The organism is Psychrobacter sp. M17(2026), assembly GCF_055699815.1.
The window spans coordinates 2,506,956-2,530,497 of sequence record NZ_CM146741.1 but is presented as its reverse complement, the minus strand read 5'-3'; the positions used below and the strand labels follow the sequence as shown (position 1 = coordinate 2,530,497).

Genomic DNA, 23,542 nt, shown 5'->3' with positions numbered 1-23,542 from the left:
ATTATAACTGATAAAGACGCATGATATTAGGGAATCCTAACAGGGATCGTAGCTCACGAATACCCTGCGCTAGATGACTGCGACTGCGTACTACTACTTGTAATACCGTATCTGTGCTACGTACATCAACGGTTTCAACGCCGATATTAAGCTGGCGTAAATGATAAACCACTTCACTAATTTGCTCATCGCTTAATATAATGGATAGCTTTAGATAAGCGGAAAAGCGAATCTTGCCGCCGTATTCTTCTGACTCGGTCTGCTTAACCGCTTTATCATCACGCCAGCGCAATTGAATAACTTGATAAGGGTTGTCTTTACGAATATCATCCAACGAGAAGCATTTGTGTCGATGGGCGACTAAACCGTGGCGTGATAAATGACCGACGATAGGATCACCGTAAATAGGGTGACAGCAATTAGCGAAATCAAGCTCTACACCCGCCGCATTGGCAATGAGTTGCTGCGGCTGTACCATTTGTTCATTATCGTCTTGGGCGCACATGTTAGTAATATCGTCGTTGAATAGTCGCGATACGATCAGCTGAGGTAGCAGCGTTCCTGAACTAATTTGCTCAAATAGATCTTGCTTTTGACTTACACCTCGCCATTCTAATAAATTATTCCAATCGCTGACGCTTAAGTCATCGAGGCTTTTTTGATAGGTTTTAAGGGCACGATCTAAAGCCTGCTGACCATGGCGCTGCTTATCTTCATGAGATAAATCTTTAAACCAGCGTAGTATCTGTTGTCGAGCTTTATTAGTTGCTACAAATCCAAGCCACTCCGCTTTAGGTTCAGAGCTTTTATCGACTTCAATTTCAACCGTTTGACCATTAGTGACCACTGTGCCAAGCTTGGCATGCTTATGATCGATGTTAGCGCCAACGGCCACATTACCAACCATAGGTCCAACGGCATAAGCAAAATCAAGCGCGGTTGAACCTTGTGGCAGCTCATAAGCGCGGCCTTGTGGACTATAGCAAATTATCTTACTTGAATGCAGGTAATCCATCAGCTCATTAATAGTTGAGACTGCTGCTGAGAAGTCAGGACTATTATCATCTAGTGAATCCTCATCAATCAGCTCTTTCATATTACGCAGTGAAGCTTGAATCACCGACTGACTAATATCAGAGGCATGCTCTGCACCAATGACCCCAAGCAGGGCGGCACGTTGCATCTTTTTAGTCATAATAGTGACTTTGATAGAATCATTATCACGATCATAGATCAAGGTGAGCGACTGATTACCACCTGGTAGTGGCCGACGAATGTTATCTGCAATATTGTCATCTGCAATTTGGTATTTTTTAATCAGGTAATAAGCTAGTTTATCGCATGCTTCAATGGTATCTAGCACAATCTCAAACGAGTACTGACGGAGTAACGTGTTAATCTCACCACGATTACGAAAAAACTGGCGATACATAGTGACGCGATTATCTAATATTTTGACATGTCCTGTCAGACCTAAACTGCTCAGTACAATAATTAAATAACGATGAATAGCTTCTTTTTGAAAGTTACGTCCTAGTCCATACTGTAAAAGCTTGTCAGATAATTTGTTATACATATCTGAATCAAGGTTGCGATAGCACAGCACCTCAATATAATCAGCAATATCATTGATACCCATCAGACGAGCAAAGGGCACGTAAAAATCTAAGGTTTCCTGAGCAGTAGCTCGCTGCTTTTCGGGTCTCACTGCATCGAGCGTTGACATGTTATGCAGACGATCCGCGAGTTTTATAATTAACACGCGCGGATCATTGAGTGTTGCGGTTAGTATTTTATGAAAAGTAGCTGCTTTATTTTGCTGTTTATTATGGCTGGAGGATTTAAGCTTAGTCACTCCATCAACCAAGCGTGCCACAACTTTGCCATAGCGTTGCTCAATCTGCTCGTCACTGACCTCTGTATCTTCAACAGTATCATGCAAGATAGCCGCTATAATCGTATCGCGATCTAAGCGAAATCCTGCCAATATCTCAGCCACAGCGATAGGATGAGTGATATAAGGCTCACCAGATTTACGCTTATCCTTTATATGTGCCACATCACCAAACGCGCAAGCATCAATAATGTCACGGCGCTCATCAACGGATAAATAACCAACAGAACGTAATAAATTATACTGAGCTTCATCAACCAGATAATGACTGAGTTTAGGTAAAGTTTGGCTCATAAAATGGCTATCCTATTATAATTTTACGCCAGCGTAGTTGTATGGTGTCAAAGTAAGCCTTGAATAAAGGCGCTAATACGCAACCGCTTATATTGTTTAAACCATCCTCTAATTAATCGCAAATTACAGTAAATGTCAACCGCTAAGCGTATAGACGACTTAAAAACTTAAGGATAGTAAGGGTATAGCTATAAAAGCATGTTACTTATCGTCCTCAAATCGAAAGTAATATAGCAGTCGCAATAAACTTAAGTCGTTAAAAGCAAAATTAACCACTATAAACAGCAAAAACCACAGCGCTACACTGTGGTCTATGATGGGTTCATAAGCTTATTTTTTAAATCACTTACAATAAGTCACTTAAGTTAAGCCACTTAAAACCTAAAAGCTATGATCGCCCGATAACGCTAAGTCTAATGAGCTAGTAGCAAAGTTATGCTCTGGCTGGTTCAAGATATCACGAGTGATTTTACCTGCCGCAATCTCACGTAAAGCTAATACAGTAGGCTTGTCATTATCGACCTCTACCATCGGCTCGGCAATACCTTTGGCCAATTGACGGGCGCGTTTGCTGGCGACCAATACCAATTCAAAGCGGTTATCTACATTATCTAAGCAATCTTCAATCGTGACTCGTGCCATAGCAAGCTACCTCTGTTGTTTCTGTCAAAAACGCGAATAATCCGCATAGTGATAACGGAAATATAAATATAGTATAAGAAGATAATTTGTAATTATAACATTAATTTTTGGCTAAAGTATCTCATCAATTAATAGATTGAGTTTAAGTCTATTACTGGACCATAAACTTAACTATTTCAGAATATTAAGATAATCGAATTTTGATGAAAAATATAGTTACCTTTATTACTGACTCATACATTATTAACTTACAGCACTACGAAATGTCTTTACTAAATATCAATTTTTATTGTTTTAATCATCATTTCATCGATTATAAGCCCGAAAAAATGGCTTTAATTTCAATTGAGTAGATTATTTACTACAAATCCGTCTATTAATCCATATACCTGTATATATCTACAGGTACATTTTAGAGTGCGCCTTGCTATGATGAAGTTGTGATCGAAAAATTATTTAGAAATTTTTAATAATGATCAGTTTTGATCACGATTGCTAATCTTAGCAGCTTTATGGAAGAAGCTGAGCGAAGCAACTGCCTAATACATCACTTCTTGTAAAGGCTTTTAGAATAAATACATACCGTTGTTCTTATTTATTTGCTCTTACAATTGCTCCTATTGATTTCAAATATAGAGCAATAGTAAAACTACTACAGGATGTAATACTATGAATCGCACATATAAAGTTATCTGGAACGAGGCTTCAAACTGCTTTATGGCTGTCACGGAATATGCTAAAGGCAAAAATAAGTCATCTAGTACAGCAGTCAGTTCTAATAGAAACACTATAACCGTAGGCGCCCGTATTTTGCGCTTAAGCACATTATGTATGGGATTAGCTGCGGCTAGTCTTAGTATGCAAGCGGTAGCAGTAACTTTCACTATCCCTGGAGCTAATCCAATCACTGTAGATACGGATGCAGGTCCAACTGGAGGTACGATTACAGGATTAACTAATACAACTTTTAGTACAACTACAACATATACTGGTGGGCAAGCCGCCACGCAAGAGCAGGTCAGTCTTGCAGCTGCTGATGCTAAAACAGAAGTTGTGGCAGGTACTAATGTCAATAACGTTTCCAATACGCCAGGCGGTAGTGGTCAAAATGTTTATACCGTCAATGCTAATGGTACGACTGTCTCTGCAGGTTCTGGTGATGTCGCTGTTAGTAGTAACTTGAACAATATCACTAATGTCACTGACTTTGTTGTTGATCTTAGTCCTGCTACTAAAACTACTATAGCGAATAACACATCAGGCGTCGCTACTAACGTAACTAATATCGCAGCTAACACTTCAGGCGTTGCTACTAATGCTTCGGGTATTGCTACTAACGTAACCAATATCTCAGCTAACACTTCAGGCGTTGCTACTAATGCTTCGGGTATTGCTACTAACGTGACCAATATCGCAGCTAATACTTCAGGCGTCGCTACTAATGCTTCGGGTATTGCTACTAACGTGACCAATATCGCAGCTAATACTTCAGGCGTTGCTACTAATGCTTCAGGCGTTGCTACTAATGCTTCGGGTATTGCTACTAACGTGACCAATATCTCAGCTAACACTTCAGGCGTTGCTACTAATGCTTCAGGTATCGCTACTAACGTAACCAATATCGCAGCTAACACTTCAGGCGTTGCTACTAATGCTTCAGGTATCGCTACTAACGTGACTAATATTGCAGCTAATACTACTAATATTGCTAAGGGCTTAGACTTTGGTGGTGATAGTGGTGCTGATGTCAATCGTCAACTAGGTGACAAGCTTACTATCACAGGTGGCGAAACCAATAGCGCGAATCTAGCTGCTGGCAATAATGTCGGTGTGGTCGCTAACGGTACTGATAATCTAACTATTAAGCTTGCAAAAGATGTTAATTTAGGCGCAAATGGTAGCCTAAAAACAGGCAACACCACCATTAATAATAGTGGATTCGTAAATGGTAATACCACTATTAACACTAATGGCCTGACCAATGGTAGTACTACGGTTAATGGTACTGGTGTTACTATTGCAGGTGGGCCTAGTATGACGACAGGCGGTATCAATGCTGGTAATCAAGTCATAACGGGTGTTGCCAATGGTACTGCGCCTAATCATGCTGTTAACTTCGGTCAGTTATCTGCTTTAGGATATAAAGTTGACGAGTTAGAAGATGAGCTAAGCGGCGGTATCGCCAGTGCGATTGCCATTGCTTCAATGCCTAGCGCGATGACACCAGGTGAAGGTCGCATCACAGGTGGTACAGGTTATTATAATGGCGAAGCTGCTATCGCTATAGGGTTATCTGGTGCTACTAGCTCAGGTAAGTTTAGCTACAAAGTTGGTGGCTCTTATACGGATACAGGAGGCACAGCTATTGGCGGAGGCCTTTCTTATAAGATTTGGTAATCAGATATAAGCCTCTAGCTTATAAAAATCTGTATTCAATAACTGAATTAACCCCGTAAGTTGTTTCTAACTTATGGGGTTAGTTGTTTTAATCGTTGTGTTTTTATTCGCTATGTTGAGGATATGCTCTAGCCATCCGCCTGATTATCGAGCAAAGCAGCGATAGTACGACGATAGCGCCGCTGTTGCCGGGCCAATGTCTGTCTATCCGCTATAATAATCGCTTTTAGCTCAGCCAGCGCCACTTCAAAATTATCATTCACCACCACATAATCAGCATGTACATATTGCGCCATCTCAGTGACTGCTCCGCTCAAGCGTTGTTCTATAACCTCAACACTATCAGTCGCGCGTGTTGAGAGGCGCTGTCGTAAAGTGGCAATATTAGGCGGTAAAATAAATACCATAGTCGCCTCAGGAAATATGGTTTTAATTTGCTGTGCGCCTTGCCAGTCAATCTCCAAGATAACATCGATACCTGCGGCAAGCTGAGCCCGCACGCTCTGTTCTGAGGTGCCATAATAGTTACCAAAGACTTCGGCATGCTCCAAAAATTTATTTTCATTAATAGCCGTAGTAAAGGTGTCCTTTTCGATAAAATGATAATGATGGCCATCAATTTCACCAGGACGCGGCGGGCGAGTCGTGTGTGAGACGCTAACGCTCAACTCATTAGTCGTCGCAAGGAGCTGCTTTACCAATGAGGTCTTGCCAGTGCCTGAGGCGGCGGTAATAATAAATAATGAACCTATCATACAAAATGTCCTAATGATAAAAGAGTAGTCGCAGGAGCTATCGTTTTCTATTATACAGCCTGTTTGCTTTAGCAATAAAACTAGGTTAAGAAAACTGAACCGATAGTATTTTAAGGGGCAATAAAAGCAAATTATGCTAAAGTAGAGCCATTATCTTTCACGCTAAGTTTTGAGTCTAGTTTTTAAGCAATAAATATTGATCCAATCAGACTTGATCTAACAATTTTTTATCCCAATTTAATTTTTAAACCAAATTATCTAACGATAGGCTGCCTTATGCAAATTTATCTTGCCAATCCACGTGGGTTTTGTGCTGGTGTTGATCGCGCGATTGCGATCGTCAACGAAGCTTTGATGCGTTTTGAGCCGCCCATTTATGTGCGTCATGAGGTCGTACATAATAAGTTTGTAGTATCAGATTTGGCCAATCGCGGTGCAGTATTCGTCGAAGAGCTTAACGAAGTTCCTGATGGCTCAATCGTAATATTTTCAGCGCATGGGGTATCAAAAGCGGTTGAAGATGAGGCTGAGCGCCGCGACCTTACCGTATTTGATGCTACTTGTCCGCTCGTCACTAAAGTTCATATCGAAGTGGCAAGATTTGCTCAAGATGGTATGGACGCTATACTGATCGGTCATGCAGGACATCCCGAGGTCGAGGGCACCATGGGGCGTTTTAACCGCAAATTCGGTGGTCAAATCCATTTGGTTGAAAACGAAAATGACGTTGATAATTTGATAGTAAAAGACGCTGAGCGCTTATCTTTTGTGACTCAAACGACGTTATCTATGGATGATACAGCAAGAGTAATCGATGCCTTGCGGGATAAGTTCCCTGCTATACAAGGCCCGCGCAAAGACGATATCTGCTATGCTACCCAAAACCGTCAAGATGCGGTAAAAGATTTAGCCGCGCGCTGCGAGGTAGTACTGGTTGTCGGCTCACCCAACTCGTCAAATTCTAATCGGTTGCGCGAACTGGCCGAGCGCATGAATTGCCAAGCCTATCTGATCGATAATGCTAGTGAAATACAGCCCGAATGGTTCGATGGCATCCAAAGCGTTGGCGTCACTGCTGGCGCTTCTGCGCCTGAGGTGCTGATCCAAGAAGTATTGCAGCAGCTGCAAGATTGGGGCGGGCAAGTGCCTGATGAGCTAGCAGGTATAGAAGAAAATGTGACGTTTAGTTTGCCCAAAGCGCTACGTATCCCAGTGACGCAAGTCGGTAAATAACGTTTATAACATACCATCTTTTAATTAAGGGCATGTCCTCATTCGACACAATAAATATCTTAATTTTATGCTCACCATTCAATTGAGGTATGCCCAAATCTCTAAGAGTTAAGCGCATGGAAAAGCAAAAAAAGAAATTTGTATTAGCTGATGCGAGTCTTAGTGAGGTCAGCAAACAATTAAAAATAAACTTATTGGTTATTATCGGCTTGGTGCTTTTGCTGGGGTTAAACACGGTATATTTTAGTCAAGAAAAAAGCTTCTTTTCAGTAGCACTGATATTAGTAATCATTGCCTTAATATATTTAATCGCTAAGAGCCGTGAGATTCTTAAAATCAAAAAGCAAGAACTTGAAGCCCAACGAAAGCAATAGATAAATCTAGGCAGCTAAAAGGACTGTTATGAGTGCGTATTACCAGTTTATCGAACGCAAGCAACAAGAAGATGGTAGCAGTATTGCTCGCTATCATCCCACCAAACATGCTCAAGGTGCTTGGAATGAGCACGAGCAACACATGGCACCAGCGACAGGACTACTCACCGCTGAGCTGATCGAATTTGCACCCCAAGATAATATGCGCGTTGCTCGTATTAGCCTTGATATTTTGGGGCTAATACCACTCGACGATTTTATCATTACTACTCGTTGCATTCGTCCTGGTAGAACTATCGAGCTAATAGAGTCGGTAATGAGTAGTCAGGGTCGTGATTGTATTATCGCTCGAGCATGGCGACTGATGACTCAAGATACTAGTGTCATTGCAGGTCTAGAAGATGCGTCCGCCAAATATAAGCCTGATGATTTGCAAAGCTGGGATGGGATGAAGGGCTGGCCAGGCGGTTTTATTGAAACGGTACACTTGGTCTCTGATGCTGATCGCCGCGCAGGTCGCGGTATGGTCTGGATCACTAATGATGTTGACATAGTAGAAGGCATGCCAACAAGTGATGTGGTACGCCTACTGGGTATGGTAGATACTGCCAACGGAGTAGTACCAAGGCTTGGACTTGGACTCTCAACACTTGAGTGGATGTTTCCTAACACTGACTTACAGATTCATATGCACCGAGAGCCAGTAGGAAAGTGGCTGGGTATCGAAGCAGTTCAACAGTATGGAGAGGACGGTATTGGCGTCACTAGTGCTGTACTTCATGATGTTCATGGGCCGTTTGGTCGTAGCGAGCAGATTCTGACTATTCGCCCGATGCCACATTAGCTATATACGGCTATCTATATACTTATTAATTGACTGAAAATCTATGTCATCTCAAACACCGTCTTAAAAATTAAGGCGGTGTTTTTTATTTAACCGCTATTTTTGGCTGGTTTGAGCTTGAAAAATTTTCTCATGACCCTATTAGTATAAGCAGTCTAGCGATATTTAAAACTGAGGTTGTGGCATGAGTGCTAACCCACGACTTGAATGAGTTATTCTATTCTGTGAGTTAGCGCCCGCGCTACCAAGTTTTATAGTCGTTATTTTATAATAAGTTATTCAATTAAAATTAATGGAGTTTTTTATGAGTGAACCAGTTGATAAGCAAAGCATTGATGAAAAAGACGTTGGCGTCACTAGCACCGATAACAATGCTACTAAGTCAAATGCTACTGATTCAAGCCCAGAACTAAAAAAACATACGTTTGAGGCGGAAGTGGCGCAACTGCTGCACTTAGTCACGCACTCGCTATACTCTAACGCTGATATTTTTGTGCGTGAGCTAGTTTCTAACGCCTCTGATGCTTGTGATAAGTTACGTTTTGAAGCCACTAATGATGACAGTCTTTATGAAGATGATGGCGAGCTAAAAATTCGTATTGCCGTTGATGAAGCGGCTAAGACTATTACCTTTATTGACAATGGCATTGGCATGGATGAAGCTGATGCCATTGAGAATTTAGGAACTATTGCCAAATCAGGCACCAAAGCATTCTTAGATAAGCTATCTGAATCACAAAAGCAAGACGGTCAGCTCATTGGCCAATTTGGCGTAGGCTTTTATTCAGGCTTTATTGTCGCGGACACTATCAGTGTTGAATCACGCAAAGCAGGCGATGCTGCGGATCAAGGCGTGCGCTGGATCTCTGATGGCACAGGTAGCTTTACTGTTGAGCCTATCAATAAAGACACGCGCGGCACAGCGATTACTTTACACCTAAAAGAGGAGTACAGCGTAGTTGAAGGCAGCGAGGGTGAAGATAGCTATCTTGATCGCGCCAGAATCAAACGCTTAGTCAATAAGTACTCAGACCATATCAGTCTGCCGATTCAGATGCGTAAAGAAGTCTGGCAAGAAGACGAAGTCGAAGAAGGCACTGACTCTGATGACAAGGCTACATCGCCTAATGGCGAGATGGTACTTACCGATGAGTGGGAAACGATCAACAAAGCCAGCGCTTTATGGACGCGCTCAAGCTCTGAGATTGAAGATGATGAGTATGTTGATTTTTATAAAAACATCACTTATGACATGAATGACCCACTGACTTGGACGCATAATAGTGTTGAGGGCCGCGTACAATACACTCAGCTGCTATACATCCCTAAGACGGCACCTGTTGATCTATACACGCGTGAGCAGCAGCATGGTCTTAAGCTCTATGTGAAGCGCGTCTTTATCATGGATGACGCTGAGCAGCTATTACCGATGTATCTACGCTTTGTTAAAGGCGTTATCGATTCAGCTGATTTGCCACTTAATGTCAGCCGTGAGCTATTACAAGAGTCTCGCGATGTTAAATCCATCCGTGATGGTAACGCGCGTCGTATCTTAACGATGCTAGCAAGTCTTGCCAATAGTGAAGATAGTGATAAACAGGGCAAGTTCGCGCAGTTCTATAGCGAGTTTGGTGATGTGATCAAAGAAGGTCTTGGCGAGGACATGGGCAATCAAGAGCGTATTGCCAAACTGCTTCGTTATGCGACTAGTACTGATGATAAAGTCGAGACTAGCTTTGAAGATTATAAGTCGCGCATGCAGGAAGGCCAAAAAGCCATCTACTATCTGACTGCTGATAACTTGGGAGCTGCTAAGAACAGCCCGCAATTAGAGCTATTTAAGAAAAAAGGCATCGAAGTTATTCTGATGACCAGCCGCGTTGATGAATGGGCGATGAATTTCTTGACTTCATTCGATGAGACGCCTCTACAGAATATCGCCAAAGGTGCTGTCGATTTAGGCGACTTGCAAGACGAAGCTGAAAAAGCTGAGGCTGAAAAAGCTGAAGAAACCATGAAGCCGGTCGTTGATAAGCTCAAAACCGTTTTAGGTGAGCGCGCTAAAGATGTCAAAGTCTCGACGCGCTTGGTTGATAGTCCAGCCTGCTTAGTCGTAGGCGAGGGCGAGCTGTCACCGCAGATGATTCAGATGCTCAAGCAAATGGGCCAAGAGGTGCCTGAGAGCAAGCCCACGCTCGAGGTCAACCCTGATCATCCATTGATTAAGAAGCTTGAGACCAGTGAGCATTTTAATGACTTGGCGCAAGTGATATTTGATCAAGCTCTGCTCGCTGATGGCGGGCAGTTAGAAGATCCAGCTGCGTATCTTAAGCGAGTTAACGAGCTATTGATGCGTTAATGGATCGTCAAGTAAGCTTAATAGAGTGATAATAAAGGAGGTCTTAGAATTAAGGCCTCTTTTTTTGTGATTTTCCTACAGCTTTTACAAATCAGTCTTATCGTCTTAACTGACAATCCGTTACAATCGCGTGAGATTAATAAAATAGACTTATTATTTAGGCTATAATACCTGCTATTGCCGTGCTATTAATGGCTCGATTGGATAGAGGTCTAAGTCTTTGTCACTTGCATCATTAAAAACTATTTCCCTTCAGCGCTTCTCGCTTAATTTCGCTGCCAATATTATCGCTGCCTTGTGGATGCTGGTAGGGTCAACCCGTGCTTTTTCTTGGGTAAAACCAACCTTTATACAGTTTGCGCTATTCGCTTCTTTAGCCCTTGGTAGCAACGTACTGTTCTCTTGGCTTGCATCCGAGAGCGGTAGTGTCTTTAATGAGCAAGGATTAGTCAGTTACCTCATCTGGCCAGCCATTATTTTACTGGCGGGTATTATTCTTGCGCGTCGGGCAGGCAATCAGGGGCTATTATTTGTACCTGTTGTCCTATGGCTGGTTGCTGATACCTTGTCAGCGCTTTTACAAAGCATAGTACAGTTTTTTGGTCATCAAGGCTGGTTACCCGAATGGAGTTATTCATTCTTACCTATGCTGTTCTTGGTGCTATTTTTATGGCAGACGCTAGCCCTGCTATGGATATTTAGTCGCCGTCTACGTATCCCTTGGTGGGAACGTATCATCGTTTTGATTGGTGCTGTGGGATTATTGACGATTTGGCAAAACAACGTCGCGGATCAGCCTATATTTAAGCAGATACCAGTACAGCCTGTACTCGCGGAGGACGCTCTATATGAGCAACCACGCCTATTGCAACAAGCGCTAAATGGTATTGATGTCAGCAAGTCTGGCGCTAGTGATTGGTATTTTATGGGTGTGGCAGGCTTCTCAGAACAAGATGTTTTTCGTTCAGAGATTAACAAAGTGCGTGAATTATTCGATGTCCGTTTTGGTACGAGTGGGCGATCCTTGTCTTTAATTAATAACACTTATAGCTGGCTCGATGAGCCTATCGCGACTAAGACTAGTATCTTGCGAGGCCTGAAAAGAATCGGTCAACAGATGAATAGCGACGAGGATGTATTGTTTCTTACTTTGTCTTCGCATGGCGATCAAGATATCGTGCAATTATCAAATCCGCCTTTAGAGATGGATAACTTAGACGCTGCTTGGCTACGCGAGGCTCTAGATGTTTCAGGTATTCGCTGGCGCGTCATCGTCGTCTCTGCTTGTTATGCTGGCTCTTTTATCGATGATTTAGCTTCGCCAACTACAGTAGTTATTACTGCGTCAGCTGCGGACAAGATGTCGTTTGGCTGTACCAATAGCGCTGAGATGACTTATTTTGGTCAAGCGTTTTTTGCCGAGAGCCTGCGTGAAAACACTAGCTTTGAAGCCGCTTTTGAGGCCGCAAAATTGCGGGTAAGCGCGCGCGAAGGCTTCATGGGTTTCGAGCCATCTGAGCCGCAAATGATAGTAGGTAGCTTGATGAAAACCGCGTTGCCAGCTTTTGAGCAAGTGCTATTTGATAAGTCGCGTCCTGCTATAGAACTGATAAATGATGGCAGTGAACTTAATGGCACTGCACTTAATATCAGTGAATTTGATGATAATGCACTTGGGGATATGGCCGTTACTATTGCTCCTGCCAATTGATATTGATAGGATTGCTGAAACCAACAAGCCCTAACAAACTGTCATACAAAACCCATAGAGACTCTGTTTTAAGTTTGTATAATAGCAACAGGTCTTGCAAGCAGGGCGCTTAGCGACAGCTGTGGTGTAGAGCATTATGAGCTGAGCCGCTATAAGCGTTAAGCCAACACTTATTAATTAACAACATGAAGGGATCTTCGATGATAAATAACTATCATGCGCACAGTTTGCCTGCTAATACTCAGCTAACTAAAGTCAGTAGCAATCGCTGCTTTGAGGGTGAGCAGTATTATTATAGTCATCAATCAGATGCTACTAAAACACCGATGAGCTTTAGTATTTACTTGCCTGATGAGGCGCTTAGTGGTAAGCGCTGTCCTGCGATTATGTATCTATCAGGTCTAACCTGTAATGCGGATAATGTCACGCACAAAGCACACTTTCAAAAAAAATGTAGCGAGCTTGGGATGATATTTATTGCACCTGATACCTCGCCGCGTAGTGATCCAGATTCGGATTTTGAAGTTCCTAATGATGAGCGTTACTTTGTAGGACAAGGGGCAAGCTACTACGTGGACGCAACGCGCGTGCCTTGGTCGACTCACTTTAATATGCAAAGCTATATCGTCGATGAGCTCTATGACTTGCTGCGGGCAGAGTTTGCGATCAGCAGTATAGGGATTATGGGTCACTCTATGGGCGGTCATGGTGCACTGCTATTAGGCTTTAAATTCCCTAGTAAGTTTGTCAGCGTCTCAGCATTATCACCCGTTTGCGCTGCCAGTGAATCAGCATGGGGACAAGCCGCTTTTACAGAATACTTCGGTGAAGATAAATCATTATGGCAGGACGTTGATGCCAGCTTCACTATTGAGCAAGTTGGCCAGCAATACTCTAGTATCTTAGTGGATCAAGGTGCTAGTGATGAGTTTTTAGCGGACGGCCAGCTACAAACGCCTAAGCTACAGCAAGCCTGTCAAAAAGCCAAGCAGCCCTTAACGTTACGTTATCAGGCTGGTCATGATCATAGCTATTACTTCATTCAAAGCATGATGGATGATCATATCGAGCATCATTGTAAAGCGGCTGATTTGGCGAGTAGCCGTCGCCCAATGAATAAGCACTAATATAAAAACAAATAATTTTAGAATAGTAACTCATCAAAAGGTTATTACTTATGACAGAATCTCAAAACCAACACGCCAAATCATCGCTTGCTATTATGCAGGCTGATATGGATAAAGCGCTACAAGCAAAAGATAACTTAGATACTGAGGTTAGTACTGAGATTGATACTGAATCTAAAGGCTCAGCCGATATATCAGAACCTGCTGCCAAAGCGGATATAAACGATCTCGATGAGTCGCAGCTATCTCGAGTGATAGAGATGGCTTGGGAGGATAGAACGACCTTTGGGGCAATAGAGCACAGCTATGGTCTCGATGAGACTGCTGTTATTAAGCTGATGCGTCAACAGCTAAAGTCGTCATCATTTAGACTATGGCGTGAGCGGGTAACCGGCCGCGATACCAAGCACCAAGCCAAGCGCAGCTTTGAAGTCGGCCGTGCTTATTGCAAGACCCAATATAAGCCGCGCTAGACTTTATACGACTTAATACTTTATACGATTTAGTCTTTAACTAATTTTCAATACCAGCTAATTGGATAATATCTATTATGATTTCTCCCGATAAAAAATATCTGATCGCGCCCTCTATTCTTTCCGCTGATTTCGCACGCTTAGGCGCAGAAGTTGAGCAAGTGTTAGCCTCTGGCGCAGATGTGATTCACTTCGATGTCATGGACAATCATTATGTGCCTAATCTTACCTTTGGTAGCATGATATGCAGTGCCCTGCGCGATTATGGTATTGATGCACCGATTGATGTACATCTAATGGTGTCGCCTGTCGATGGTATGATTGAGCAGTTTTTAGAAGCTGGCGCGAGTGTGATTACTTTTCATCCTGAGGCAAGTGGGCATATTGATCGCTCTTTGCAGTTAATTAAGGATGGCGGCGCTAAATGCGGCTTAGTACTCAATCCTGCGACCCCGCTACATTATCTAGATTACGTTATGGATAAAGTCGACCAAATCTTACTGATGAGCGTCAACCCAGGCTTCGGTGGTCAGTCGTTTATTGATAGCACTTTAGATAAAGTACGTGCGGTGCGTCAACTAATAGACGCTAGTGGTCGTGATATTCGCCTTGAGGTCGATGGTGGTATTAAGGCTAGTAATATTCGCGCTATTGCCGAGGCGGGCGCTGATATGTTTGTAGCAGGCTCGGCTATCTTTAATCAAGGCGACTATACAGTAGCAATCAGTGCTATGCGTGATGAGCTTGCTCTAGCCAATAGTAACTGATAAGCCTAATGATCGGCTTGCTTTATTAGTATTTGACTCCATTTAAAGCTAACCCCATTGTTTTTTATGAGTATAAAAAAGAGGTGATTTATGGATAGCCAAAACTTGAACATTACGTCAGCTACGTCAGTCAGCGCTGATGGTAATAATAATCAAGCAAGTCCGCGTAGCTTAGTGCCCAAAGGGATTACTATCGGCTTGGCTATCTTTGCCTTGATATTGAGCGTAGCAGGCTATGTGGCTCGTATTATCGCCGGTCACGACACTGCAGAAGTGTTACGTCACGCCGCAGTATTAGTACCAGGATTCGTGGTCGGTATTCCGTTATTATTTTGGCTCGGCTCGCGCCTTTTTAATAAAGTAAAAGGCGCTGACGTTGCAGGCTGGAACGCGATCAGCTTGGGATATTTGACCTCTTGTATTTCTCTGCTATGGCTGATGGGTACTTATAGTTAAGCTGTTTTTTAATTTATTTATTAATGAAGTCGTCGCTTTAGAGCTGACTGGAATTTTGCATGCAAATTGTCCCCACCAAAATCGCTAATACTATCTATCCAAAAGACTTACCAAACGTCCTATTTACTAGTCTGATTGTGGGTTGTCTATTGTTAGGATTAGCCTCATTGCGTAATGGTACTGGTCTTCAGGGCTGGCTCAACGTTATCGAAAATTGGCTGCTGATGTTAATTATTTTACCAACAGCGATCACAGTAGTCGCTTTACCTGTCAAGTATCGTGACCCCAGCTTTGAGCTGAAACTGGCATATTTTATGGGGATGTTTGTCGCACTATTATTTACGATAGGCAAATTGCGTTATTGGCGTTAAGAACTACGCTACCGGCGCTAATTTAAAATCTAATAAAGCCAATCCAATTATCTAAACTTAGACATGCTTTAGATCTTGACCCTTGAAATTTGCTCGTAAAGCGTCCATTGTAGGAGTTACACCTATTTCGACTGTGTTATTAGCAGTTGATAAAAGACGGTATAATAATAAGGAAGACATTGAATGCCATACGACATTGATAATGAGATAGAAGTCGATCACGATAGCGGTGATCAGTTTGCAAGCTTTGCTAAAGAGACCACTCTTGAATTAGTTGAAGCTGAAAATGGTACTTTGCTACTACGCGATACCGAGAAAGATGATGAGCCACTGATGACCATAGACTTCTCTGATAAGCTAAAAGATCTGCTAGGTAGTGATACGCAGTCGATAGGGCAGCATATGATTCATGCCGCCATTCAAGTCATTATGCAAAAGCAGATGAGCCAATGGCATGCTCATGTGTATGATAAAGAGCCGGCTAACTATAGTTAATAGCTGATAGTTAATAGCCAGTGAGTAGTTAGAGGGTAAATATAGTTAGCGCATAAAAAAAGGGTTTATCAATTGATAAACCCTTTTTTTATTATTCAAAACATTATATCAAAAATAACGAATTATTTGATTTTTGCTTCTTTAAACATTACGTGCTGACGAATTTTTGGATCGAATTTCTTCATTTCCATTTTGCCAGGCATAGTACGTTTGTTCTTGGTGGTAGTGTAGTAATACCCAGTACCAGCAGTTGATACTAACTTGATTTTATCTCTCATGACAGCTTTCCTTTGAATAGTGAAGCGCTCGGCTTAAACTTTTTGACCTTGTGCGCGCAAATCTGCAAGCACTTTATCAATACCTAGTTTGTCGATGATACGCATACCTTTAGTAGAGATACGTAGACGCACAAAGCGATTCTCAGACTCTACCCAAAAACGATGGTTATGAAGGTTTGGTAGGAAGCGACGGCGGGTTTTGTTGTTTGCGTGCGAAACATTATTACCAACCATAGGGCGCTTTCCAGTCACTTGGCAAACTTTAGACATGGTGAACTCCTAATCTATACGGTATAAGCTATTATACCCGTTTAGGCAAGTTGCGCATTTACGGCATGGACGCAGCAAGCAACATCTTGCTAAACAAAACTATATGAAGGTTGAGCTGATAAAACTGTCATATAAAGGCAAATAACAGAGTGACCAATTCAGAAAATTTTAAAGCCGACATTTATACCACAGAATCAATAAATATTCAAATTATTTTATAAATATAGGCTGTTTTATCGGTGCTTATTATACCCTGAATTTGCATAGCAATGTTGTTCAATATTTAGCTTTAAAACTAAATATTTGTTGTAAGCGCGTGTAAAAGGCAGTAAAGTTACTGTTAGAAATTTTATACAAGCTGTAATATAAAAATTATCGCCATGGAATTGTACTTTAATGAAGAAGTGCAGTTTTTTGTATAGTCATTTCAACCTATATATTTAATAAAATCTTGTCGATTTGGAGCTCCAAACATGTCCTATAGCCCACTTACTTCTAAGTTGTTCAAATTCACAGCGCTGACAGTAGCGTTAGCCTTAGCAGGTTGTGGCGGTGACGGCACGGATACGGTTGCGCCTCCCTTTGATGGGGGTAATAATGGTGGTCAGACAGGCGGTGGGGATAATGGTAGTGGGCAGCCTGTTGAAGCGCTGAATATTACTAGTAGCAAATTGCTTAATGCAGATGGTGATACCGTCACTACTGTAAACCTAGATGGCGCTTATTATGAAGTGATAGTGACTGATGCGAATAGTAATCCAATAGCAAATACTAAAGTTAGCTTCTCAATCGATGCACAAGGTATTGTTTTATCACAAACGACATCAGGCTCTAGTTTGACTGATAGTGAAGGCAAGGCGCGTATTTTTCTAAAGCCTAATGCGCCGGAGGTGTCAGGAGCTTATACTATTACTGCAACGGCTACGAATGAGAGTAATACAGCGGTTAATAATTTAACTTTTTCTGTACAAGCAACAGATGTGACGTTTAGTGCATTAACAGTAGAGGAGCCTCTATTACCATCAGGTGGACAGACAAAAGTATCCTTCAAGGTTAGTGATACAGCAGGTAATCCTTTGAGTGGCATACTCACCAACTTAAACAGCAGTTGTGGTCAGTTGCCGACGCAAATGAGCTCAGATTCTGATGGCATGATCGAAGTAGTGTATAAAGCGATTAATAGCGATAATACGCTATGTAGTGGTAATGTGCGTATTTCAGCAAGTACAGGAAACAAAGTTCAGTCTGCTAATATAACGGTTGAAGCACCTGAGGCAAACTCTATCGTATTTACCTCAGATTCCTTTAGATTAGGCGCTCAAAACAGCGGCTCATCAGCCACGGGAATAGTAGAGTTTACGGTCTATTCAAACAACATCCCTCTAGCGAATCAAGCGGTCAAACTCACCTTAAATAAAGCACCTTTTGATTTGACATTCGGCGTATTGGGCAATAGAGCTGAAAGATTTGTTACGACCGATGAGAATGGTCAGGTTTCTATACAGATATATCCTGGTGCAACTCCAGGGCCAGTAGAGATTAAAGCAACTTTAGTGAGTGATTCTAATATCAATGCTTTATCTAAAGGTATCTTTATTGATAGCTCCCGAGTGACTCAAGATGGATTGAGCTTGTCATTTGGTGCAAATGTATTGGACTGGGGTGCAGATGGTGACAAGACGTCTGTCGCTGCTCGCATGGTTGATCGCAATGGCAATAAAGTACCTGATGGTACAATAGTCAGCTTTACTGCTGAAGGTGGTAAAGTATTCCCCTCTAGCTGCGGGACTATCAATGGTGAGTGTAGCGTTGAGTTCTCTACCCAAAACCCACGTCCAGGTGACGGTCGCGTAAGCTTACTAGCCGTAGCTGAAGGTGAAAAGACCTATATCGATCAGAATGAAAATAACGCATGGGATGAAGGTATTGATACCTTAGTGCATAATATTGGTGATACTTTCCGTGATGATAATGAGAACGGTGGTTATAAAACGTCACATATCAAGGGTGGCTATGATATAGGTGAGTTTACTTATCCGTTAACTACCCAAGCCACTGGGCAATGTGAGGATAATATTAGACAGTTTATAAATCTTAAGTTTCCTACGCTGACTGAACCAAAAAAATTAGCTTTCGAAGAAAATTTCTTTAATACTTTCGTATCACCAAATAAACCGAGTACCTGTAGCAAGGGTCTCAATGCTGTTGTACGCTATCAATCCATTCAATTATTATCGAATGGCAGTAATGCAAGCTTTATGCTATTACAGCCTAGCTCACAGGTTATAACTGGCGCAGATAAGATGGTTAGTGTGCGCATTAATAGTGGTGGGTTTTATGACCTAAACCCAATGCCATCAGGCACTGTTATAACTGGATCAGTTGTTGATAAAACAAAAAGTAATCCTGTAGCTACAATTATTCCAGCTACACCTATTACTAACGGTTTTGTCATCAGTATCACTGATGCAAACTCTAATGCTACCATAAAGGTTAAAAAAGGTGATACTGAGTTTACAGTCAATACCAATGCACAAGGGAATGGCAGAACATCAGCGTTCATTGCAATACCAGATGGCGATATTAGCATCGAACAAGAGAATTTGACTTGTACTGTAGAATTCGTCGCAGGCTTTGATAAAGTTCCTGGGCTAGTCAATCCAGGCAAACCTGGTGATAATACAGGTACCGTTAATACTTATGCTCTAGATAAGTGTCAAGCGGGTGACTTTTTCAAGATATCTGCAACCTCGCCTAAGAATAGCACCACTACTCAGACTTATGTTATTCAGTAATTTTTGATCATATATAAACCAAAGAACCCTCAATGATTGAGGGTTTTTTTGTATGAGGAATCTAAATAACAAAATACAAGCAACCCAATCAGCAAACTTTCGTAAAAAGGATTAAAATAGTCGGCCTACTGTGCCATCAAAAACATATTTCACCGATGGCAGGCTGCATTTTACATCTATATTGGGCGCACTATGTTAGACAATACTAAAAACCAAAACACTACTTTAGATAATAATTTAGATAAAGCGATAACTACCGATACCGCTACCTTGCTAATCAAGTGCCGCGACCAAGCCGGCATTGTGCAAGCTGTCTCTGAGTTTATTCATCGCTATGGCGGTAATATTATCACTCTAGATCAGTATTCAACCGCGCATGAAGGTGGGCAATACTTTATGCGTTTAGAGTTTGCTTTGGCAGGCTTGAGCGAGATTATTGATAACTTTGAGGCCAGCTTCGCTCATACTGTGGCCAAGCGCTATGACATGACTTGGCGACTGCACGATAATGCGATTAAGACTAAAGTAGGTATTTTGGTGTCGAAGTTTGATCATGCCTTGCTAGACTTACTGTGGCGACATCAGCGCGGCTTGCTTGATTGCACTATTACTATGGTGATTAGCAATCACGAAGATTTGCGACAAGCGGTGGAAAACTTCGGTATCGATTTTCACTATGTACCAGTGACTAAGGACAATAAAGCTAAGGCAGAGGCGCAAATTGATAAGCTGATGGCGGATAATGATTTATTGGTATTAGCACGATATATGCAAATATTATCATCAGATTTTGTTAAGCGTTGGCCGATGCAAATCATTAATATTCATCATTCATTTTTGCCAGCGTTTGTAGGCGCAGATCCTTATCGGCAAGCCTATGAAAAAGGCGTAAAACTGATTGGTGCTACTGCGCATTATGTGACAGCAGAGCTCGATCAAGGGCCTATCATTGAGCAAGATGTGCACCGAGTGACTCACAGACAAGGGGTAGTAGAGCTGCGAGCTATAGGCCGCGATATTGAGCGTAACGTGCTAGCACGCGCGGTGAATTGGCATGTACAAAATCGGGTAATCGTCGCTGGCAATAAAACCGTTGTTTTTAATTAGCGAATAATCCTTACTCTAATAGCTTAAACCAAAAACTCCAGCACAAACTTACTACCAATAAAGCCGATTGCTAACAGTATAAAAGCATAAAAAGTCATATTAGCTGCGCGTTTGCCGCGCAGGTCACCCCGCCAATTACCTAGCAATAGCAAGCCAAACAGCAACCATGATAAGACGCTAAATACGGTCTTGTGAACAATATGCTGAGCAAATAAATCTTCTACATAGATAAAGCCTATCCCCAGCGCGATACTGAGTAGTACAAAGCCGACTAAAATCATATCAAATAATAAACTCTCCATAGTCTGTAGAGAGGGGAGTTTATTGACCCAAAAGCGGTGAAAGGTATTTTGTTTGAGCTCACGGATCTGCAGGCGTAAAAACAGCGCTTGAACCGCTGCCATGAGTAGCACGCAGTAAGCGGCGAATGAGAGAATAATATGTGCTTCAAGCCCTACACTGACATCAGTCAAAGGCTGATAAGGCGCACGACCTATGTAGCCAATAATCATACCTAAAAAGGCGGTAGGTGCAGCCAAAATTCCCAAACTGACAATAGGGCGATATAATGAGAACAGCACATAAAAGAATAAGAAAAATAAACTGATAAGGCTAAATACATTGAATAGATTAAAATTCAATCCATAAAGCGTAAAGATATAAGGATATAGCAGCGTGGCATGGGCAAGCATCCCCACTAGTAAAAGACCAAGACTAGTGCGTTTATGAATCGTCTTATTGTTTGTCAGTGCCCAACCGATATAGAGAGTGACCGCGATATAAGCGATACTGGCTATCACAAATGCAAGCAACACAGGCAAGCCTCATTGATTATTTGAGCACAGCTCAATATTAGTATTAGTAGCTAATATTACATAGCCGCGCTCAAGGTGATGCTAAAATGTTATGATTAGAATAATCTTCCAATTTATCATAAAATAGAGCTTAATTGAGAATCATCTGCATTATTATTTGTGAGAGTTGCGACTAATACTAAAAAGGTAAAAACGCTATTAAAGTTGATTTGCTAAAAAATGATAATTAAAATCAATCGTATAAAGATGCTGTTATAGCATTCACTAAATACTGCTTAAAAGCCAGTGACCAAAACACTATTTGTAAAAATTTAAAAATTCATCACCCCATGAGAGCTATTTATGTTTGATACTTTAACCGAACGTCTATCCTCAAGCCTGCGCAATATCGCAGGTACAGGCCAGCTAACCGAAGATAATATTAAAGACACCTTGCGTGAAGTACGCATGGCGCTGTTAGAAGCGGATGTGGCACTGCCTGTGACTCGTGACTTTGTCAAGCGCGTCAAAGAACAAGCATTGGGTGCAGAAGTACTTAAAGAGCTAGCACCAGGCCAAGCCTTTGTAAAAATCGTCCATGACGAGCTGACCGAGATGATGGGCAGTGCCAATCAGCAGCTTGAGATGACCGGTAAGCCACCTGTAGTCTATCTATTAGCAGGCTTGCAAGGTGCAGGTAAAACCACCACCGCTGGTAAATTGGCTAAATATCTGCAAGAGCGTCATAAAAAGAAAGTCATGCTAGTCTCAGCTGACGTTTATCGTCCAGCAGCGATACAGCAGCTTGAACAAGTAGCAGGGCAGGTCAATGCCAAATTTGTCAATTCAAGCGCTGATGAAAACCCTATCGATATTGCCATGCGCGCTATCGAAGAAGCCAAGATTCAATATCAAGATATCTTGATCATCGATACCGCAGGTCGCCTAGCTATCGATGAGGCGATGATGGCTGAGATCAAAGCTTTGACCGCCGCTGTCAATCCATCAGAGACGCTATTCGTCGTCGATGCGATGACAGGGCAAGATGCGGCGAATACTGCAAAGGCTTTTGATGATGCGCTACCATTAACAGGTGTTATCTTAACTAAGACTGATGGTGATGCTCGTGGTGGAGCGGCACTATCCGTCCGTGCTATTACGGGCAAGCCAATCAAATTCTTAGGTCGCGGTGAGAAGTTAGATGCGCTAGAGCTGTTCCATCCTGATCGTATCGCTCAGCGTATTCTTGGTATGGGCGACGTACTCAGCTTAGTGGAAGAAGTCGAGCAAAAAATCGACCGTGATAAAGCCGAAAAAATGGCGAAAAAGATGCAAAAGGGCGGCGACTTCGACCTTGAGGATCTACTCACTCAGTTTCAACAAATGAAAAGTATGGGTGGTATGTCAGGGTTTTTAGATAAGATGCCAGGTATGGGCGGCTCTGATATGCAAAAGGCCGTTGAAGATGCTAAGCCTGAAGAGAAAGTTAAGGAGATGGAGGCGTTGATCAATTCTATGACCCCGTTTGAGCGTAAGAATCCTGATAAGATCAATCCTAGCCGTAAGCGTCGTATTGCCGCAGGTTCAGGACGCGAGATTCAAGACGTCAATCGTTTGCTCAAGCAGCATAAGCAAATGGCAAAAATGATGAAAATGATCTCCAAGCCTGAAGGCATCGGAAAAATGATGAAGTCTATGCAAGGACTAATGGGTGGCGGCGGTGCAGGTGGCGGCGGTGGTGGACCATTATTCGGTGGCGGTGGCAATGCTAAAGGGCAAGGCGGGGGCATGAAAAATGTCAACCAAGCAGACATAGCGAAGCAAATGGGACTTGATCCAAATAATATGCCAAGCGCGGAAGACATGCAAAGAGAGATGCAAGAGCTGCAAAACCAAGCGCCAAAAGGTTTTAAGAAGCGGTTTTAAAGTGATTTAGTTTTTTAGAAAAAGCTCCAAGGCTAGTGATGGTTTTGGGGCTTTTTTTGATTTTACGGAGTGTGGTCAGTTTTTGTAGGGTGCGCCCAGCGCACCGATTGTGAGTCATTACCTTATTATCGGTGTGATACAGTCCATCTTACGCGCTAGCATTTGTTGTTTAAGGTATGT

21 protein-coding genes are annotated in these 23,542 nt (G+C 42.2%); 15 read left to right on the top strand and 6 right to left on the bottom strand.

The features are described from left to right. Position 1: 1 nt before the first annotated feature. Both ACR63T_RS10715 and rpoZ read right to left on the bottom strand, forming a co-directional pair. Positions 2–2,188, bottom strand: a complete 2,187-nt coding sequence (locus tag ACR63T_RS10715) for a RelA/SpoT family protein (RefSeq protein ID WP_472783988.1) — start codon at positions 2,186–2,188, stop codon at positions 2–4. A gap of 381 nt (positions 2,189–2,569) precedes the next feature. Further along, positions 2,570–2,830: a DNA-directed RNA polymerase subunit omega gene (rpoZ, locus tag ACR63T_RS10710; protein WP_305898781.1), complete on the bottom strand. Its 261-nt coding sequence runs from the start codon at positions 2,828–2,830 to the stop codon at positions 2,570–2,572. A 669-nt stretch (positions 2,831–3,499) separates the two neighbouring features. Between rpoZ and ACR63T_RS10705 the strand changes: the two genes are divergently transcribed. After that, positions 3,500–5,227, top strand: coding sequence for a YadA family autotransporter adhesin (locus ACR63T_RS10705; protein ID WP_472783987.1), 1,728 nt, complete (start codon positions 3,500–3,502; stop codon positions 5,225–5,227). 128 nt (positions 5,228–5,355) lie between these two features. Here ACR63T_RS10705 and gmk read toward each other — a convergent pair whose 3' ends face one another. Beyond that, complete coding sequence (gene gmk / locus ACR63T_RS10700; protein WP_472783986.1) at positions 5,356–5,982, bottom strand: guanylate kinase; 627 nt, start codon at positions 5,980–5,982, stop codon at positions 5,356–5,358. Positions 5,983–6,258: 276 nt separating this feature from the next. Between gmk and ispH the strand changes: the two genes are divergently transcribed. The 11 genes from ispH to ACR63T_RS10645 all read left to right on the top strand — a co-directional run bounded on the left by ispH (position 6,259) and on the right by ACR63T_RS10645 (position 16,192). Continuing rightward, positions 6,259–7,215 carry a 4-hydroxy-3-methylbut-2-enyl diphosphate reductase gene (gene ispH / locus ACR63T_RS10695; protein WP_201569972.1) on the top strand — a complete coding sequence of 319 codons (957 nt, stop codon included), beginning with the start codon at positions 6,259–6,261 and terminating at the stop codon, positions 7,213–7,215. A 116-nt stretch (positions 7,216–7,331) separates the two neighbouring features. Beyond that, a complete protein-coding gene (locus ACR63T_RS10690; protein ID WP_472783985.1) occupies positions 7,332–7,589 on the top strand; it encodes a hypothetical protein in 258 nt (85 codons plus the stop codon). Positions 7,590–7,617: 28 nt separating this feature from the next. Next, on the top strand, positions 7,618–8,433 hold the full coding sequence (locus ACR63T_RS10685; protein ID WP_305898776.1) for a thioesterase family protein: 816 nt from the start codon (positions 7,618–7,620) through the stop codon (positions 8,431–8,433). A 304-nt stretch (positions 8,434–8,737) separates the two neighbouring features. Continuing rightward, positions 8,738–10,792: a molecular chaperone HtpG gene (gene htpG, locus ACR63T_RS10680; protein ID WP_472783984.1), complete on the top strand. Its 2,055-nt coding sequence runs from the start codon at positions 8,738–8,740 to the stop codon at positions 10,790–10,792. 220 nt (positions 10,793–11,012) lie between these two features. Continuing rightward, positions 11,013–12,503: a C13 family peptidase gene (locus ACR63T_RS10675; protein ID WP_472783983.1), complete on the top strand. Its 1,491-nt coding sequence runs from the start codon at positions 11,013–11,015 to the stop codon at positions 12,501–12,503. 200 nt (positions 12,504–12,703) lie between these two features. Next, the gene (fghA, locus tag ACR63T_RS10670; RefSeq protein ID WP_472783982.1) at positions 12,704–13,630 is read left to right on the top strand and encodes an S-formylglutathione hydrolase; all 927 of its coding nucleotides are present in this window, start codon (positions 12,704–12,706) and stop codon (positions 13,628–13,630) included. 260 nt (positions 13,631–13,890) lie between these two features. Continuing rightward, positions 13,891–14,103: a TIGR03643 family protein gene (locus ACR63T_RS10665; protein ID WP_472785270.1), complete on the top strand. Its 213-nt coding sequence runs from the start codon at positions 13,891–13,893 to the stop codon at positions 14,101–14,103. Between the two features lie 77 nt (positions 14,104–14,180). Next, on the top strand, positions 14,181–14,870 hold the full coding sequence (gene rpe, locus ACR63T_RS10660) for a ribulose-phosphate 3-epimerase (RefSeq protein WP_305898772.1): 690 nt from the start codon (positions 14,181–14,183) through the stop codon (positions 14,868–14,870). Positions 14,871–14,960: 90 nt separating this feature from the next. Next, the gene (locus tag ACR63T_RS10655; RefSeq protein ID WP_472783981.1) at positions 14,961–15,326 is read left to right on the top strand and encodes a hypothetical protein; all 366 of its coding nucleotides are present in this window, start codon (positions 14,961–14,963) and stop codon (positions 15,324–15,326) included. 59 nt (positions 15,327–15,385) lie between these two features. Beyond that, the gene (locus tag ACR63T_RS10650; protein WP_201569963.1) at positions 15,386–15,697 is read left to right on the top strand and encodes a hypothetical protein; all 312 of its coding nucleotides are present in this window, start codon (positions 15,386–15,388) and stop codon (positions 15,695–15,697) included. A 183-nt stretch (positions 15,698–15,880) separates the two neighbouring features. Next, positions 15,881–16,192, top strand: coding sequence for a hypothetical protein (locus ACR63T_RS10645; protein WP_201569961.1), 312 nt, complete (start codon positions 15,881–15,883; stop codon positions 16,190–16,192). Between the two features lie 122 nt (positions 16,193–16,314). Here ACR63T_RS10645 and rpmG read toward each other — a convergent pair whose 3' ends face one another. Both rpmG and rpmB read right to left on the bottom strand, forming a co-directional pair. Next, positions 16,315–16,470 (bottom strand): 50S ribosomal protein L33, encoded by a 156-nt coding sequence (gene rpmG / locus ACR63T_RS10640; RefSeq protein ID WP_045444249.1) that lies wholly within the window; start codon positions 16,468–16,470, stop codon positions 16,315–16,317. Positions 16,471–16,503: 33 nt separating this feature from the next. Further along, entirely contained in the window at positions 16,504–16,740 is a 237-nt protein-coding gene (gene rpmB / locus ACR63T_RS10635; RefSeq protein WP_201569959.1) for a 50S ribosomal protein L28, read from the bottom strand. Between the two features lie 473 nt (positions 16,741–17,213). Between rpmB and ACR63T_RS10630 the strand changes: the two genes are divergently transcribed. Together ACR63T_RS10630 and purU are read left to right on the top strand one after the other, a co-directional pair. After that, a complete protein-coding gene (locus ACR63T_RS10630) occupies positions 17,214–19,535 on the top strand; it encodes an Ig-like domain-containing protein (protein WP_472783980.1) in 2,322 nt (773 codons plus the stop codon). Between the two features lie 192 nt (positions 19,536–19,727). Beyond that, positions 19,728–20,642 (top strand): formyltetrahydrofolate deformylase, encoded by a 915-nt coding sequence (purU, locus tag ACR63T_RS10625; protein ID WP_472783979.1) that lies wholly within the window; start codon positions 19,728–19,730, stop codon positions 20,640–20,642. A gap of 23 nt (positions 20,643–20,665) precedes the next feature. Here the strand turns inward: purU and ACR63T_RS10620 are convergent, their stop codons facing one another. Beyond that, on the bottom strand, positions 20,666–21,457 hold the full coding sequence (locus tag ACR63T_RS10620; protein ID WP_472783978.1) for a cytochrome C assembly family protein: 792 nt from the start codon (positions 21,455–21,457) through the stop codon (positions 20,666–20,668). 342 nt (positions 21,458–21,799) lie between these two features. Between ACR63T_RS10620 and ffh the strand changes: the two genes are divergently transcribed. Continuing rightward, positions 21,800–23,362 carry a signal recognition particle protein gene (gene ffh / locus ACR63T_RS10615; RefSeq protein ID WP_472783977.1) on the top strand — a complete coding sequence of 521 codons (1,563 nt, stop codon included), beginning with the start codon at positions 21,800–21,802 and terminating at the stop codon, positions 23,360–23,362. The last annotated feature ends 180 nt before the right edge of the window (positions 23,363–23,542 follow it).

Excerpts from the sequence above, each read along its gene's own strand:
- rpe (WP_305898772.1), top strand. The coding sequence starts at position 14,181 with ATGATTTCTCCCGATAAAAAATATCTGATCGCGCCCTCTATTCTTTCC.
- ACR63T_RS10650 (WP_201569963.1), top strand. The coding sequence starts at position 15,386 with ATGCAAATTGTCCCCACCAAAATCGCTAATACTATCTATCCAAAAGAC.
- ACR63T_RS10690 (WP_472783985.1), top strand. The coding sequence starts at position 7,332 with ATGGAAAAGCAAAAAAAGAAATTTGTATTAGCTGATGCGAGTCTTAGT.
- purU (WP_472783979.1), top strand. The coding sequence starts at position 19,728 with ATGTTAGACAATACTAAAAACCAAAACACTACTTTAGATAATAATTTA.
- ACR63T_RS10630 (WP_472783980.1), top strand. The coding sequence starts at position 17,214 with ATGTCCTATAGCCCACTTACTTCTAAGTTGTTCAAATTCACAGCGCTG.
- rpoZ (WP_305898781.1), bottom strand. The coding sequence starts at position 2,830 with ATGGCACGAGTCACGATTGAAGATTGCTTAGATAATGTAGATAACCGC.
- ACR63T_RS10685 (WP_305898776.1), top strand. The coding sequence starts at position 7,618 with ATGAGTGCGTATTACCAGTTTATCGAACGCAAGCAACAAGAAGATGGT.
- ACR63T_RS10645 (WP_201569961.1), top strand. The coding sequence starts at position 15,881 with ATGCCATACGACATTGATAATGAGATAGAAGTCGATCACGATAGCGGT.
- gmk (WP_472783986.1), bottom strand. The coding sequence starts at position 5,982 with ATGATAGGTTCATTATTTATTATTACCGCCGCCTCAGGCACTGGCAAG.
- ACR63T_RS10705 (WP_472783987.1), top strand. The coding sequence starts at position 3,500 with ATGAATCGCACATATAAAGTTATCTGGAACGAGGCTTCAAACTGCTTT.
- ACR63T_RS10715 (WP_472783988.1), bottom strand. The coding sequence starts at position 2,188 with ATGAGCCAAACTTTACCTAAACTCAGTCATTATCTGGTTGATGAAGCT.
- ACR63T_RS10665 (WP_472785270.1), top strand. The coding sequence starts at position 13,891 with ATGGCTTGGGAGGATAGAACGACCTTTGGGGCAATAGAGCACAGCTAT.
- rpmG (WP_045444249.1), bottom strand. The coding sequence starts at position 16,470 with ATGAGAGATAAAATCAAGTTAGTATCAACTGCTGGTACTGGGTATTAC.
- rpmB (WP_201569959.1), bottom strand. The coding sequence starts at position 16,740 with ATGTCTAAAGTTTGCCAAGTGACTGGAAAGCGCCCTATGGTTGGTAAT.
- ispH (WP_201569972.1), top strand. The coding sequence starts at position 6,259 with ATGCAAATTTATCTTGCCAATCCACGTGGGTTTTGTGCTGGTGTTGAT.
- fghA (WP_472783982.1), top strand. The coding sequence starts at position 12,704 with ATGATAAATAACTATCATGCGCACAGTTTGCCTGCTAATACTCAGCTA.
- ffh (WP_472783977.1), top strand. The coding sequence starts at position 21,800 with ATGTTTGATACTTTAACCGAACGTCTATCCTCAAGCCTGCGCAATATC.
- ACR63T_RS10655 (WP_472783981.1), top strand. The coding sequence starts at position 14,961 with ATGGATAGCCAAAACTTGAACATTACGTCAGCTACGTCAGTCAGCGCT.
- htpG (WP_472783984.1), top strand. The coding sequence starts at position 8,738 with ATGAGTGAACCAGTTGATAAGCAAAGCATTGATGAAAAAGACGTTGGC.